The 13,339-nt window shown below is 70.2% G+C and carries 17 protein-coding genes and 1 tRNA gene; 14 read left to right on the top strand and 4 right to left on the bottom strand.

Features of this window, described 5'->3' with window-relative positions; all coding sequences use genetic code 11:
• Window positions 1-44: 44 nt before the first annotated feature.
• Together ACWD4J_RS29410 and ACWD4J_RS29405 are read right to left on the bottom strand one after the other, a co-directional pair.
• Window positions 45-203 carry a hypothetical protein gene (locus tag ACWD4J_RS29410; protein WP_451398474.1) on the bottom strand — a complete coding sequence of 53 codons (159 nt, stop codon included), beginning with the start codon at window positions 201-203 and terminating at the stop codon, window positions 45-47.
• Window positions 204-280: 77 nt separating this feature from the next.
• Complete coding sequence (locus tag ACWD4J_RS29405) at window positions 281-634, bottom strand: hypothetical protein (protein ID WP_451398473.1); 354 nt, start codon at window positions 632-634, stop codon at window positions 281-283.
• 392 nt (window positions 635-1,026) lie between these two features.
• Between ACWD4J_RS29405 and ACWD4J_RS29400 the strand changes: the two genes are divergently transcribed.
• On the top strand, window positions 1,027-1,323 hold the full coding sequence (locus ACWD4J_RS29400) for a type II toxin-antitoxin system VapB family antitoxin (protein ID WP_003999914.1): 297 nt from the start codon (window positions 1,027-1,029) through the stop codon (window positions 1,321-1,323).
• Window positions 1,324-1,473: 150 nt separating this feature from the next.
• Window positions 1,474-2,109, top strand: a complete 636-nt coding sequence (locus tag ACWD4J_RS29395) for a LytR C-terminal domain-containing protein (RefSeq protein WP_451398472.1) — start codon at window positions 1,474-1,476, stop codon at window positions 2,107-2,109.
• A gap of 129 nt (window positions 2,110-2,238) precedes the next feature.
• On the opposite strand, the gene upp is transcribed toward ACWD4J_RS29395, so the two are convergent.
• Window positions 2,239-2,874, bottom strand: coding sequence for a uracil phosphoribosyltransferase (gene upp, locus ACWD4J_RS29390; protein WP_451398471.1), 636 nt, complete (start codon window positions 2,872-2,874; stop codon window positions 2,239-2,241).
• Window positions 2,875-2,994: 120 nt separating this feature from the next.
• Here upp and ACWD4J_RS29385 point away from each other — a divergent pair, with 120 nt between their 5' ends.
• The 9 genes from ACWD4J_RS29385 to ACWD4J_RS29345 all read left to right on the top strand — a co-directional run bounded on the left by ACWD4J_RS29385 (window position 2,995) and on the right by ACWD4J_RS29345 (window position 8,654).
• Window positions 2,995-3,174, top strand: coding sequence for a hypothetical protein (locus tag ACWD4J_RS29385; RefSeq protein ID WP_451398541.1), 180 nt, complete (start codon window positions 2,995-2,997; stop codon window positions 3,172-3,174).
• Between the two features lie 228 nt (window positions 3,175-3,402).
• A complete protein-coding gene (locus ACWD4J_RS29380; protein WP_451398470.1) occupies window positions 3,403-3,942 on the top strand; it encodes a tRNA adenosine deaminase-associated protein in 540 nt (179 codons plus the stop codon).
• Between the two features lie 144 nt (window positions 3,943-4,086).
• Window positions 4,087-4,515: a tRNA adenosine(34) deaminase TadA gene (gene tadA / locus ACWD4J_RS29375; protein WP_451398540.1), complete on the top strand. Its 429-nt coding sequence runs from the start codon at window positions 4,087-4,089 to the stop codon at window positions 4,513-4,515.
• A 58-nt stretch (window positions 4,516-4,573) separates the two neighbouring features.
• Window positions 4,574-4,658 (top strand) — tRNA-Ser (locus ACWD4J_RS29370).
• A 472-nt stretch (window positions 4,659-5,130) separates the two neighbouring features.
• Entirely contained in the window at window positions 5,131-5,307 is a 177-nt protein-coding gene (locus ACWD4J_RS29365; RefSeq protein ID WP_451398469.1) for a hypothetical protein, read from the top strand.
• Between the two features lie 13 nt (window positions 5,308-5,320).
• Window positions 5,321-5,614, top strand: a complete 294-nt coding sequence (locus ACWD4J_RS29360; RefSeq protein WP_451398468.1) for a Dabb family protein — start codon at window positions 5,321-5,323, stop codon at window positions 5,612-5,614.
• 188 nt (window positions 5,615-5,802) lie between these two features.
• On the top strand, window positions 5,803-6,648 hold the full coding sequence (locus tag ACWD4J_RS29355; protein ID WP_451398467.1) for an RNA polymerase sigma factor SigF: 846 nt from the start codon (window positions 5,803-5,805) through the stop codon (window positions 6,646-6,648).
• Window positions 6,649-6,892: 244 nt separating this feature from the next.
• Window positions 6,893-7,744, top strand: coding sequence for an RNA polymerase sigma factor SigF (locus tag ACWD4J_RS29350; protein ID WP_451398466.1), 852 nt, complete (start codon window positions 6,893-6,895; stop codon window positions 7,742-7,744).
• A gap of 97 nt (window positions 7,745-7,841) precedes the next feature.
• The gene (locus ACWD4J_RS29345) at window positions 7,842-8,654 is read left to right on the top strand and encodes a hypothetical protein (RefSeq protein WP_451398465.1); all 813 of its coding nucleotides are present in this window, start codon (window positions 7,842-7,844) and stop codon (window positions 8,652-8,654) included.
• Window positions 8,655-8,760: 106 nt separating this feature from the next.
• On the opposite strand, the gene ACWD4J_RS29340 is transcribed toward ACWD4J_RS29345, so the two are convergent.
• Window positions 8,761-8,970, bottom strand: coding sequence for a hypothetical protein (locus tag ACWD4J_RS29340; protein WP_451398464.1), 210 nt, complete (start codon window positions 8,968-8,970; stop codon window positions 8,761-8,763).
• Between the two features lie 273 nt (window positions 8,971-9,243).
• Between ACWD4J_RS29340 and ACWD4J_RS29335 the strand changes: the two genes are divergently transcribed.
• The 3 genes from ACWD4J_RS29335 (at window position 9,244) to ACWD4J_RS29325 (ending at window position 12,919) form a co-directional block, all read left to right on the top strand.
• Window positions 9,244-9,546 carry a hypothetical protein gene (locus ACWD4J_RS29335; protein WP_451398463.1) on the top strand — a complete coding sequence of 101 codons (303 nt, stop codon included), beginning with the start codon at window positions 9,244-9,246 and terminating at the stop codon, window positions 9,544-9,546.
• Window positions 9,547-9,845: 299 nt separating this feature from the next.
• On the top strand, window positions 9,846-10,337 hold the full coding sequence (locus ACWD4J_RS29330; protein ID WP_451398462.1) for a MarR family winged helix-turn-helix transcriptional regulator: 492 nt from the start codon (window positions 9,846-9,848) through the stop codon (window positions 10,335-10,337).
• A gap of 32 nt (window positions 10,338-10,369) precedes the next feature.
• A complete protein-coding gene (locus tag ACWD4J_RS29325; protein ID WP_451398461.1) occupies window positions 10,370-12,919 on the top strand; it encodes an MFS transporter in 2,550 nt (849 codons plus the stop codon).
• The last annotated feature ends 420 nt before the right edge of the window (window positions 12,920-13,339 follow it).

Genomic DNA, 13,339 nt, shown 5'->3' with positions numbered 1-13,339 from the left:
TGACGGCCCGGAACCGCGGTTCCGGGCCGTCGCCGTCCACCGCGTCAGCCGCGGTCGCGTTCGTCGGGCTGCTGCTCCCTGGGGTGTTCGGTATCGGCCTTGCTGTCCGGGTCGGCCGGCCGCCGCTCGGAGTGGGAGTGGGAGTCGCGCAGAACCTCCGCGCGTACGAGTGCGTGCAGGGCTGCGTAGGGATCGTGGACCATGAGTGTGCTTCCTTCTGCTCGTCGTTCTCTGTTCTCTGCCGGCGGGTGCGGGAGGGGGTCTGCGCGACCGCGCCCGCTCAGCAACGAAGGACGATGCAGCGCAAGAAGTACGAGGAAGACAGGGCGTGTGCCGCCGCGGGGACGCGGCCGGGCCACGGCCGGGTGGGAACCGCTCCGGTCCCGGTCACCGAGGGAGCGTCCGGCAGCCGGACGGCATGCCGGGTGGGCAGCCGGAGGACGGACTCGGGCGAGTCGTGGACGACCTCACCGCCCGCCTCGCCGGCGACGGCCACCAGCGGGAGCGGGGTGTCGGCCCCGGCGCGGTCGGTCAGCACGACGGACGTACCGACGAGCAGCGCCAGCAGCACGATCACCCTGCCCCAGGCACACCGGCGCATACGGCGTCGGGCACGGGAGCCGGTGGTGCTCATAGGAGGTCTTGTCCCCGGGGACGCCGACAACGCACCGGGCGGGCCCCGAGAACCCCCCGCATGGCGTACGGACACGGGGCCGGCGGCAACCCTCCGGCGCGATGCGCGCCCTCGTGGGCACGGCGTGGAGACGGCTCTGACCTCACCGCGCGTGCGGGCGAACCATGGGTCTCATCGGACGCACCCTTCCGGGCGGAGTCCGCCGCTCCGTCCACTCCTCATCCGCAGGCCCCGGTCGACGCGCGTGGACGCGATCGGCGGTGGCGGCGCCCGTCTCAGGACGGACTCCCGGCTGGGTGTTACCGTTTTGCGGTCATTACCGCGTAATTTTCCGCCACCGCACTCCGTCTGCGAGGCTGCGCCCGGAGAGCCTCGCCCGGTAGGCTTTCCGTGTGATCTTCAAGCGCATCGGAAACGGCCGGCCGTACCCCGACCACGGCCGGGAGAGCACCCGGCAGTGGGCGGACGTCGCACCGCGTCCGGTCCGCCTCGATCAGCTCGTGACGACCAAGGGTCAGCTCGACCTCGAGACGCTGCTCGCCGAGGACTCGACCTTCTACGGCGACCTCTTCGCGCACGTCGTGAAGTGGCAGGGCGACCTCTACCTCGAGGACGGCCTGCACCGCGCCGTCCGGGCCGCGCTCCAGCAGCGCCAGGTGCTGCACGCCCGCGTCCTCGAGCTCGACTGACACCCGGCACCCGCGCCGGCCCGCGCCCCCGCCAGGGGCCGACTCGACACGCCCGCCCGGACCGACGCGCGTTGACCCTTTCGGCTGGACCGGGCGCGAGTCAATGATCATCTAGTAGGAATCAAGGCCCGGCCGCACTACTCTGCGCTCATGAGCATGCTCACTCCCCCCGGCATGGGCGGCCAGTACCGGATCAAGGGGGACAAGTATCCGCGTATGCGCCGACCCAGGCGGCGCCGCAGGATCGTGCTCGCGGTCGTGTCCTCCGCCGCCGCGGTCGCTCTGATCGGCTGGGGAACGCTGCAGCTCATCGACGTGTTCTCGGGCAGTGGTGCGGCCAACGCCGCGGGCCCCGGACGGCACTGCACGCCCACGGCGAAGCCGTCCGCGGAGCATACGGAGGCCCTGCCGAAACCGGCTCAGATCACGGTCAACGTCCTCAACGCCACGCCCCGCAGCGGCCTCGCCAAGCAGACCGCCGACGAACTCAAGGCGCGCGGCTTCACCATCGGCAAGGTGGGCAACGCGACCAAGCAGTACGACAAGAAGGTCAAGGGCCCAGGACTGCTCCTCGGCGCCGAATCCGCCGCCGAGACCGCTCTCCCGGTGCTCGCCACCCAGCTGGCCGGCGCCGAGCGGCAGACCGACACCCGCAAGGGCGCCGACGTCGACCTCATCATCGGTACGGGCTTCAAGGAACTGGCGAAGAAGCAGGACGCCGAGCAGGCCCTGGCCGCCCTCGCCGGTCTCTCCCCGGCGCCTTCCGCCTCGGGCGGCACGTGCTGACGGGGGCCTGCCCGCTCGTTCGCGATCTCCAGCCGGTCAGCCCGTCGGCCGGCCGGCTGACGGACTGACCCGACTCATCCGACTCATCCGACTGATCCGACTGATCCGACTGATCCGACTGACGGACCGCTACTCGGCCGCCCCGTACATCCGGTCCCCCGCGTCCCCCAGCCCCGGCACGATGTAGCCGTTCTCGTTGAGGCGCTCGTCGACGGACGCGGTCACCACCGTCACCGGCGTGCCCGCGAGCTCGCGCTCCATGATCTCGACGCCCTCGGGCGCGGCCAGCAGCACCACGGCCGTCACGTCGTCGGCGCCGCGCTTGATCAGCTCCTGGATCGCCGCGACGAGGGTGCCGCCGGTGGCCAGCATCGGGTCCAGGACGTACACCTGCCGCCCGGACAGGTCCTCCGGCATCCGGGTGGCGTACGTCGACGCCTGCAGCGTCTCCTCGTTGCGGATCATGCCGAGGAAGCCGACCTCGGCGGTCGGCAGCAGCCGCACCATGCCGTCGAGCATGCCCAGGCCCGCCCGCAGGATCGGCACGACCAGCGGCCGCGGGTGGGACAGCTTCACGCCGGTGGTCGTGGCCACGGGCGTCCTGATGTCGACCTGCTCGGTGCGCACGTCCCGGGTGGCCTCGTACGCGAGGAGGGTGACCAGCTCGTCGGCCAGACGCCGGAAGGTCGGGGAGTCCGTGCGCTGGTCGCGCAGGGTGGTGAGCTTGTGGGCGACCAGGGGGTGGTCGACGACGTGGAGACGCATGACCACAACAGTAACCGGGCCCGCACCCGGCCCGCTCGGGCACCGAACCACCGGACCGCTCTGGCATCAAACAGGCCGACGGAGGGAAAGTGGGAAGGACGGACTGGGGTGGTGGGGACGATGCCGGACCGGGACCAGGACGCGGAGCAGCGGGAGAGCGACGCCGAACGCAGGAAGCGCCGAGCGCAGTTCCTCTGCGAACTCAACGAGGCGCGGGAGCTGCGCGCCCGTGTCCAGCCGCGCCGCGCCCGGGCCGCACGGATGCGCCAGGCGATGCGCATGCGTACGTTCCGTTGGTAGCCGCACCCCACGACCGGCCTAGCGCCCGGTGCCGTGGGACCGGTGCCAGTGCCCCCCAAAGGCCCATCCAGTGACAACAAGGCGGGACACAGCGGGCGGAAGACCTCTCCTGAACGCCGGGTTTCTGCCACGATTCCGATTGGGCGGGGCTTGAACTGCACTCCCCGCCCTCGACCTCCGCCGGGGGGACCCCCAACCGGCACGCCTAGGACCAGTGGGAGAGTCACGGTGTACTTCGCCGCACTGCTCGCGCGCACCGAAGACGGGTGGGAAGCGAGCGACACAGAGCTCGACGATGTGGAGACCCTGTCGGATCTGACCGACCTGGCCCGCGAAGCCTCCGTCGACGATGACACGGTGCTCGTGTTCATCGAGCAGGAGGACGCGTGGTTCGGCGTCGTCCGCGTGGACGGCGAGGAGGATCCTCGTATCTACGTCTCGGACGCGGCCGCCGCCGCCCGCAGCTCGTACGGCGAGATCCTGCTCACCGACGAACTGCTCGGCCGGGACCCCGACGCCGAGGACGACCTGGACGCCCTCGACCTCGACGGCACCGAGGACGGCGAGCCCGAGGACGACGGGTCCGAGGACGACGACGAGGCCGTGGACGCCGCGGACTCGGTGCCGTCGGGCCCCATCGGCGACACCGGGATCCTGGCCGACCTCGGCGTCGACGAGAAGGAACTGCTCGCCCTGGACGGCGGCGACGCCCTCAGCGAGATCGCCGACGTCCTCGGGGCCTCGGAGGTGCTGGAGACGGTCCGCTAGGGCCCGTCGTCCGGGCCGACGGTCCGCTGGGGCCCGTCGTCCGGGCCTCGGACGGGCACCGAGTAGGTTCCGCGGGTGAGCACAGCGAAGGACCAGTCGAAGGATCGGCAGCCCGATCCGGTACGCGACCGCTGGCGGGCGGCGATGCGGCTCGCCCTGGACGAGGCCGCACTGGCCGTCCGGGGCGGTGACGTGCCCGTCGGCGCCGTCGTGCTGTCCCCCGACGGCGCGCTGCTCGCCGCCGGGCACAACGAGCGCGAGGCGACGGGCGATCCGACGGCGCACGCCGAGATCCTCGCGATCCGGCGCGCCGCCGCCGAGCTCGGCCAGTGGCGTCTCACGGACTGCACGCTCGTCGTGACGCTGGAGCCGTGCACGATGTGCGCCGGCGCGATCGTGCAGTCTCGCGTGGACCGCGTGGTCTACGGCGCCCGCGACGAGAAGGCGGGCGCGGCGGGCTCGCTCTGGGACGTCGTACGCGACCGGCGGCTCAACCATCGCCCTGAGGTCGTCAGCGGCGTGCTCGACGACGCGTGCGCGCGCCTGCTGACCGACTTCTTCCGCGAGCGCTGAGGCAGGCTCCGGGAAACGGATTTCGGACCACGGCCAACCTTGGGCTAGGATCTCCCTCGGTAGCGTGTCCGAGCGGCCGAAGGAGCTCGCCTCGAAAGCGAGTGTGGCGCAAGTCACCGAGGGTTCAAATCCCTCCGCTACCGCTTCTGAAGGGCCCCGTCGCAGGACGGGGCCCTTCGTGCTTTCCGCCGGCACCGCTGTGTCCCGGGCGCGCAGAACACCGAAACCCCCGGCGCCATGACGGCGCCGGGGGTGCCCATCCCATCGGGGCGGGGGGAGCGGCCCTTGGGGACCAGCCGCTCCCCCCGATGAGGTCGGGCCCACATGTCCACGCCGCGGCCCGAGGAGGTCCCGCGGCGCGGACCCCGCAGCGGGGCCCTTCCCTGCCCCACGGATTCCTGCCAGATCCGCCGGGCTCTCCTCCATCCTGCGCGACCGGCCGCCCGCAACGGCCTGGCAAAAGACCCGTACTGCCGGGCCGTTGGTCCCGGGCTGCCGGGCGGGTGCACCGTGACGTACGCGCTCCGGCTCGACCTCAGCTGTCACCCGGCCGGGTTACACTCACCGCCGGCCACAGCGGCCACACGGAACACGGCAGGCAGGGGAGGCCCGAGCGTGGTGCAGACGAAAAAGATCGGTCTCTACGTCGTGGTCGTCTTCGTGCTCTACGTGATCATCACGGACCCTGCCAAGGCGGCCGACTACGTCCAGATAGGCTTCGAGGGCATTTCGAGCGCAGCCCAGGCCATCGGCGACTTCATGACATGGATCGCCCACGGCGGTAAGAGTTGACGGAGGAGCGGCCGTGATCCGCCATCTGGTCCTTTTCAAGCTCAACGACGGCGTCGAGCGCGACGACCCGCGCGTCGTCGAGGGCGTGCAGGCCTTCAAGGCCCTCGGCGGGCAGATCCCGGAGCTGAGGTTCTGGGAGTGCGACTGGAACATCACCGACCGCCCCATCGCATACGACTTCGCCATCAATTCGGCGGTCGACGACACCGACGCCCTGGGGCGCTATCTCGAGCACCCGGCCCACCAGGCGGGCGTCGCCCTGTGGCGCGAGTTCGCCACCTGGGTGATCGCCGACTACGAGTTCTGAGCAGGCCGCACAGCAGAGCCCCTCACCTCCGCCCCTTCCGGTGAGGGATGACGGCCGTTTCCGCAGCCCAACTCGCCCTCAACACGGCATTATGCGGTGCTTGCACACAGTGCACATGTCTTGTGATGCTATGACCGCTTTTGACGGACGAGCGGAACAATTTTTCGAAACGCTGTGAAGGGGTGGCGTTGACCGTGTCGGCCAGTACCGCGCCTCAAGCCCCACCCCAGGATGCGCAGGCCCCACCACCGGAGAGCACACCGGAAAAGCGCCGGGGCGCCGACACGCGCGCCCTCACACAGGTGCTCTTCGGCCAGCTCAAGGAGCTCGAACCCGGCACGTCCGAGCACACCCGGGTACGCAGCGCGCTCATCGAGGCGAACCTGCCGCTGGTGCGGTACGCCGCCGCCCGCTTCCGCAGCCGCAACGAGCCGATGGAGGACGTCGTCCAGGTCGGCACGATCGGCCTGATCAACGCCATCGACCGGTTCGACCCGGACCGGGGCGTGCAGTTCCCGACGTTCGCGATGCCCACCGTCGTCGGCGAGATCAAGCGGTACTTCCGCGACAACGTCCGCACAGTGCACGTCCCGCGCCGGCTGCACGAGCTGTGGGTGCAGGTGAACAGCGCGGCCGAGGACCTGACGACCGCCTTCGGGCGCTCCCCGACCACCGCCGAGATCGCCGAACGGCTGCGGATCTCCGAGGACGAGGTCCTGGCCTGCATCGAGGCCGGCCGCTCGTACCACGCCACCTCGCTGGAGGCGGCCCAGGAAGGCGACGGGCTGCCCGGCCTGCTCGACCGGCTCGGCTACGAGGATCCGGCGCTCGACGGCGTCGAGCACCGCGATCTCGTCCGCCATCTGCTCGTCCAGCTGCCGGAGCGCGAGCAGCGGATCCTTCTCCTGCGGTACTACAGCAATCTGACCCAGTCGCAGATCAGCGCCGAACTGGGTGTCTCACAGATGCATGTGTCAAGGCTCCTCGCCCGGAGCTTCGCGCGCCTGAGATCCGCAAATAGGATCGATTCGTAACCGTCACGAGTGGTTCGACGGGGGGCGCATTTTCCGACAGAGCGACCCTCGAAATCCTACCCAACCCCTCTTTTCCTGCACCGATTCACCCCGTACATGTCGACATGTCACTACAGCGTGTTGCCGACATGTGACATTCTGCTGGAACCGCGTTTGCCGGGGCTCAGCCTCCGGTATTCAGGTGGAGGCTGCGTTCCTCTACCGGATCGCCGGCCGCGACCATCAGCGACCTCAAGGGGGTGGCATGTCCGCAGACCAGGGCAGCTCGAAGGTGCTCACGCTCAGCAGGAGCGAGGCCGAGCCCGACGCGCTTCAGGACCTTCACAGCTCCGGAGCCATCGACACCCGCACCCTGTCCCGCTCCCTGTTCCTGCGGCTGGCCGCACTCGACGAGAACAGCCCGGAGCGGGCCTACGTCCGAGACACCCTCATCGAGCTGAACCTCCCCCTCGTGCGCTATGCGGCGGCGCGCTTCCGCAGCCGCAACGAGCCGATGGAGGACATCGTCCAGGTCGGCACGATCGGCCTGATCAAGGCCATCGACCGGTTCGACTGCGAGCGCGGCGTGGAGTTCCCGACGTTCGCGATGCCCACCGTCGTCGGCGAGATCAAGCGGTTCTTCCGCGACACCTCGTGGTCGGTCCGCGTGCCGCGCAGGCTCCAGGAGCTGCGGCTGGCGCTGACCAAGGCGAGCGACGAGCTCTCCCAGAAGCTGGACCGCTCCCCGACCGTGCCCGAACTGGCCGCCGTGCTGGGCGTCTCCGAGGAGGACGTGGTCGACGGCCTGGCCGTCGGAAACGCGTACACCGCCTCCTCGCTCGACTCCCCGGCCCCCGAGGACGACGGCGGAGAGGGCTCGCTCGCCGACCGCCTCGGCTACGAGGACACCGCACTGGAGGGCGTGGAGTACCGCGAATCGCTCAAGCCGCTGCTGGCGAAGCTGCCGCCGCGCGAGCGCCGCATCATCATGCTGCGCTTCTTCGCCAACATGACGCAGTCCCAGATCGGCGAGGAGGTCGGCATCTCCCAGATGCACGTCTCGCGCCTGCTGACCCGGACGCTGGCGCAGCTGAGGGACGGCCTGATCTCGGACTAGGAGCGGATCGGGCGCTGATCGGGCGCTGATCGGGAGCGGGCCAGGAGGTCCGCTCCCGGAGGTTCCTATTTGACGCACCGTCAGACACACTGACGCGATGCGGAACGCTTGGCAGTGTTTCACCGGGGAGCACACCCCGAACCCGAAGCGCATCCGCCGAGGCGCCCTGGCCGGTGCCTCGGCGGCTGTCGTCTGTCTGGGTGGTCTGCTGGCCGCCTGCGCGGGCGGAGACGGTGACGACGAGGGCTATGTGGCGGTCGGCGCGGCCGCCGCCACTCCCGCGGCCTCCCCCGGCAGGGGCGTGGCACCGACGGGCGACGTGAAACTGGTGCCGCTCGACGGCGCCGGGTCCAGTGGGCCGGCGAGCACGGGCGCTTCAGGGCAGGAAGACGGCCCGGTGACGGATTCCGCATCCTCGGACGGCGGCACGGGAGGCTCCGGCGCGTCCGGCGGCGACGGCGGCTCGGGCGGTGAGGGCGCCGACTCGGGCGGTACGAGCGCTAGTCCCTCCGGAGGCTCCTCCCCCGGAGCGACGGGCGGCTCGACCGGCGGCAGCGGAGGGTCCGGCGCCGCGTCCACTCCCGGCTCCACCACACCGTCGGGGCCCGCGGCCCTCGACGTGACCGACGTCGCACGGGAGCCCGCGGACGACCGGTGGTGCGAGAAGGTGACCGTCACCTTCCACAACTCCGGCGGCTCAGCGGTGCGTTCGGGCACGGTGACCTTCGGTACGCACGTCATCGGCGCACTCGGCGTCGACTGGACGACGATCGAGTCCACCCGGGAACTCCCCGCACCGATCGACGCCGGGACGACGAAGAAGAAGACCTGGACGGTATGCGTGGACGCCTGGCGGGTGCCGCTGGGCATGCACGTCGAGACGCAGGACGTCTCCGTGGAGTGGAAGTAAACAGGAGCTGCGACCCTACGGCGGCAGGAGCTGCGACCCGACGGCGTCAGGAGCCGCAGCCTTACGGAAATAGGGGCGCAGCCTTACGGCAGCAGGAGCCGCGGCCCTACGACAGCGCGAGCCAGGCGACGGCGGCCACGATCACCACGGCGACGACCACGCCGAGGATCAGGCCGATCCGCGGGCCGGAGGAAGCGGCTTCCTGCCTGCCCGGCTGCGGGGCACCCTCGTCGACGAAGGCGCGGAACATCTGCGTGTTGCCCGCGGGGTCGTAGTTGCCCTCGGGGCCCTGCGGGGCGTGGGGGTTGTGTGCCATGGGGCAGGACCCTAGCGAATCCGTGCGAGCTGCCCAAGTGCCAGGTGTGTGGTCGCCGTGCGACCCAGAGTGACGGCGTCACGCAGAGTGATGTTGCGAGACCCCAGAGACGGGCGGAGCCTGGTGCCATGGAGAAGGACCCACGGGTGTCCGGACCCATTCACCAAGTCCGCTCGGGGACGACCGCGGAACGCGGCAACACCCACCATGTGAGGACTCAATATGGCCAGAACTTTCCGGCGGCGCATCTCCGGTCTCATAGGTGCATCGTGCTTGGCCTCGGTGCTCGCCCTCTCGGTAGCAGTACCCGCCGCGAGCGCGGCACCCCAGGTCTCGGCACCGGCCGCATCCCCGGTCCAGGCACAGCAGTCCCTTGTGAACGGCCGGTGCGGCCGCGGCAACCCGTACGGGTGCGGCTTCGGCAACCGCGGCTTCGTCGGGAGCAACCTGGGCTTCTTCAACCCCGGTTTCGGCCTCGGCGGCTACGGCGGCCTCGGCGGCTATGGCGGCCTCGGCGGCTACGGGTGCTTCCCCCGCGTCGCTGTCGTCGGGTTCGTCACGGTGGTCACATGTTGATGAGCCCGCGTCCGTGCGACAGAGCCGCATAGGGACGGGAGCCCAGGCTCACCCGTAAGCACAAGGGAGGGTGCCCCTCATCAGGGGCACCCTCCCTTGTCGTGCGCGCTCGCAGACGACGTCGGTCCCCCACATACCCGCCGGAATGGGTGCTTCCGACCGACCCGAGCGCTTGACCAGGCTCTTTACCTTTCCCGGTCATTGCTTTGCCAGTCCTTTAATCCCGTACGCCCGTTTTAATTTGCCTGTAGCAACCAACCGCGATTATGGTTGCCCTAAGCAACAAACCGGGAGGTGTGATGGCAACGCAGCGGCAGTACGAAGAGCTGGCTCGGCGACTCAGTGCCATCGGCGCCATCAAGCGCGGCCTCGGGCGCATGCTCCCGCACGACTGTCCGGGAGGCGCCGTCGCCGTGCTCCACGTTCTCGACCGTGAGGGCGAGATGCGGATGAGCCGATTGGCGGAGCTGCTCGCGATCGACATGTCGGTGACGAGCCGGCACGTCGCCCATGTGGCGGACCGGGGCTGGATCGACAGGTCCCCCGACCCCGCGGACAAGCGCTCACGAATTCTGAAGCTCACTCCCGCCGGCCTGAACAAACTGGCTGAGCTCAACAAGAGCGCCGTCGAGGCGCTCGCCCACTACATGGCGGACTGGTCCGACACCGAAGTCGACCAGCTCAACGCCCTGCTCGCACGTCTGCGAGACAGCTTCGGCGACTGCCGCGCCCCGTCGCGGTCCAGCTACGCCACAGATTCCACGGAACTGACCACCCGTACACCCGCGTGACAAGCCCGCGCAGAAGTAAGAAAAGGAAGTCCATGGCAACATCCACACCAGCCGGTGTGCGGGGCAGCCATGCCAAGCACGGAGCGGATGCCGAGAGCAGCGCTCCGATGTCGCACCGGCAGATCATGGAGGCGCTGTCCGGGCTGATGCTCGGCATGTTCGCCGCCATCATCTCGTCGACCGTCGTCTCCAACGCGCTGCCCGAGATCATCAGCGATCTGGGCGGCGGGCAGAGTGCCTACACCTGGGTCGTGACCGCGTCGCTGCTGGCGATGACGGCCTCGACGCCCATCTGGGGCAAGCTTGCCGACCTGGTCAGCAAGAAGGCCCTGGTTCAGATAGGCCTGTGCATCTATGTCGTGGGCTCGGTCATCGCCGGTCTCGCGCAGAACCCCGCAATGCTGATCAGCGCCCGTGTCATCCAGGGCCTCGGCGCCGGTGGTCTGTCCGCCCTGGCGCAGATCATCATGGCCGCCATGATCTCCCCGCGTGAGCGCGGCCGTTACTCCGGCTACCTCGGCGCGGTCTTCGCCGTCGCCACCGTCGGCGGCCCGCTGCTCGGCGGCGTCATCACCGACACCAGCTGGCTCGGCTGGCGCTGGTGCCTCTACGTCGGCGTGCCGTTCGCGCTGATCGCTCTCATCGTGCTGCAGAAGACGCTGCACCTGCCGGTGGTCAAGCGGAAGGTCAAGGTCGACTGGGCCGGCGCCTTCTTCATCACCGCCGCGGTCTGCCTGCTGCTGGTCTGGGTGACCTTCGCCGACGACAAGTACGACTGGCTGTCCTGGCAGACCTACACGATGGTCGGCGGCGCGGTCGTCCTCACGCTGATCTTCCTCCTCGTCGAGAGCAAGGCGAGCGAGCCGATCATCCCGCTGCGGCTGTTCCGCAACCGCACCATCACGCTGGCGTCGCTGGCCTCGCTGTTCGTCGGTGTCGCGATGTTCGCGGGCACCGTGTTCTTCAGCCAGTACTTCCAGCTGGCGCGGGACAAGTCGCCGACGATGTCCGGCGTCATGACCATCCCGATGATCGCGGGCCTGTTCGTCTCCTCGACGGTCTCCGGCCAGATCATCACCAAGACCGGCAAGTGGAAGGCCTGGCTGGTCACGGGCGGTGCGTTGCTGACCGCGGGTCTGGGTCTGCTGGGCACGATCCGCTACGACACGGCGTACTGGCACATCGCGCTCTTCATGGCGCTCATGGGTCTCGGCGTCGGCATGATGATGCAGAATCTCGTGCTCTGCACGCAGAACCAGGTCGCCCCCCAGGACCTCGGTTCGGCCAGCTCCGTCGTCAGCTTCTTCCGCTCCCTGGGCGGTGCGATCGGCGTCTCGGCGCTCGGCTCCGTGATGTCGTCCCGGATCTCCCACTACGCCACGGAGACGATCTCCGAGCTGAGCCCCAAGCAGCAGCTTGCGGCCGGCAAGGCCGCGGGCAGCGGGCAGATCCCCGACATGGACCTGCTCCCCGGCCCGATCCGCAACTGGCTGGAGAGCGCCTACGGGCACGGCATCGCCGACATCTTCCTGTACGTCGCTCCGGTCGCCTTCCTCGCCTTCCTGGTCACCCTGTTCATCAAGGAGGTCCCGCTGCGGATGACCGGCGCCCTGGCGCAGGCCTCCGAGCAGGAGTCGGGCGCCGCCCCGGCGCAGGCCCCCGCCGCCGCGTTCGCCGAGGCCCCGGCCTCGGAGGAGAAGGTGCCGAGCTGGGCGACCGCCGTCTCGCAGACGGAGGCCGGTCCCGATGGCACGCAGCGACTGGCCGCGGTGGCCACCGTCGCGACGGCTCAGGGTGACTCCGCAGCCGGGTCCGCCGGTGGCGGGATCCCGGTCCGTGGATTCGTCCGCGGCGCCGAGAGCGCACCCGTGGCGCGGGCCGCGGTGACGCTGATCTCCCTCGCGGGACGTCAGCTGGGCCGCTCCGTCGCCCAGGCCGACGGCGCCTACGCGGTCGACGCGCCGAGCGCGGGCTCTTACGTCCTGATCGCCTCCGCCGACGGCTTCCAGCCGCAGGCCTCGACGATCACCGTCAACGACGAGCCCGTCGCGTACGACATCCTGCTGAGCGGCACGAGCGGCCTCAGCGGTGTGGTGCGGGCCGCCGACAGCGGGACGCCGGTCATCGGCGCGATGGTCATCGTGACCGACGTCCGCGGTGACGTCCTCGCCACCGGGCTGACCGGCGAGCAGGGCGAGTTCGACTTCGCCGAGCTGGTGCCCGGTCAGGTGACCGTCGCCGTCAACGCGACGGGACACCGCCCGATGGCCCTCCCCGTCGAGGTGGGCGGCACCGGGGTCACCCGGATCGAGGTCGCACTCCTCGCCGGTGCGCAGGTGCAGGGCACCGTGCGGGCCGCCGGCGGGGCGCTGGGTGACGCACGCGTCACGCTGGTGGACGCCGCGGGCAACGTGGTCGGCACGGCGACGACCGGGACGGACGGCGCGTACGCCTTCACCGACCTGGACGCCGGCGAGTACACCGTCATCGCCACCGGCTATCCGCCGGTCGCCACCGGGCTCTCGGTGAGCGGACGCGGAGTCGACGGCCACGACATCGAACTCGCCCACCCGGGCGAGTAACAGGCCCTCCGGTCGCGTGGGGCGCGTTTCGAGCGGAGGCGCGCCCCGTGCGACCGGTACGGGAGGCCTCCGGCCGGGTCGCAGTGGGCAGGGGACGGCCCCTGCGGACCGGCCGGAGGCCGGGTTTCCGAACGGGAGCAGGGCTTCGGCCGACAGGCCGGGGTTCCTGACGGGGGATAGGACTTCGGCCGACAGGCCGGGGTTTCTGAGGGAGCTCGGAGCCAGGGGGTGCTGAGACCGGCGAAGTCCGGTCAGTGACCGGGACCGGTCGGAAGGCCAGGGCCCGGATCAGGGGGTAGGGCACCTGACCGCACACGTCAAGCAACACATGTGTGGTGGACGAGGTGCCGCCAGACCACGCAAGGAGAGAACGGGATGGCGCTCAGCGCACGCATCCGGACGCGGGACGGCTGGGCCGTG

The organism is Streptomyces sp. NPDC002577 (assembly GCF_053594815.1).
The sequence above is the reverse complement of the archived record's forward strand: the minus strand, read 5'-3'. Positions and strand labels throughout refer to the sequence as shown.

What these genes read in the sequence shown, in the direction of transcription:
- ACWD4J_RS29350 (WP_451398466.1), top strand. Translation starts at nt 6,893, where the DNA reads ATGTCCGCAGACCAGGGCAGCTCGAAGGTGCTCACGCTCAGCAGGAGC.
- ACWD4J_RS29330 (WP_451398462.1), top strand. Translation starts at nt 9,846, where the DNA reads ATGGCAACGCAGCGGCAGTACGAAGAGCTGGCTCGGCGACTCAGTGCC.
- ACWD4J_RS29325 (WP_451398461.1), top strand. Translation starts at nt 10,370, where the DNA reads ATGGCAACATCCACACCAGCCGGTGTGCGGGGCAGCCATGCCAAGCAC.
- tadA (WP_451398540.1), top strand. Translation starts at nt 4,087, where the DNA reads ATGCGGCTCGCCCTGGACGAGGCCGCACTGGCCGTCCGGGGCGGTGAC.
- ACWD4J_RS29385 (WP_451398541.1), top strand. Translation starts at nt 2,995, where the DNA reads ATGCCGGACCGGGACCAGGACGCGGAGCAGCGGGAGAGCGACGCCGAA.
- ACWD4J_RS29340 (WP_451398464.1), bottom strand. Translation starts at nt 8,970, where the DNA reads ATGGCACACAACCCCCACGCCCCGCAGGGCCCCGAGGGCAACTACGAC.
- upp (WP_451398471.1), bottom strand. Translation starts at nt 2,874, where the DNA reads ATGCGTCTCCACGTCGTCGACCACCCCCTGGTCGCCCACAAGCTCACC.
- ACWD4J_RS29395 (WP_451398472.1), top strand. Translation starts at nt 1,474, where the DNA reads ATGAGCATGCTCACTCCCCCCGGCATGGGCGGCCAGTACCGGATCAAG.
- ACWD4J_RS29345 (WP_451398465.1), top strand. Translation starts at nt 7,842, where the DNA reads ATGCGGAACGCTTGGCAGTGTTTCACCGGGGAGCACACCCCGAACCCG.
- ACWD4J_RS29410 (WP_451398474.1), bottom strand. Translation starts at nt 203, where the DNA reads ATGGTCCACGATCCCTACGCAGCCCTGCACGCACTCGTACGCGCGGAG.
- ACWD4J_RS29405 (WP_451398473.1), bottom strand. Translation starts at nt 634, where the DNA reads ATGAGCACCACCGGCTCCCGTGCCCGACGCCGTATGCGCCGGTGTGCC.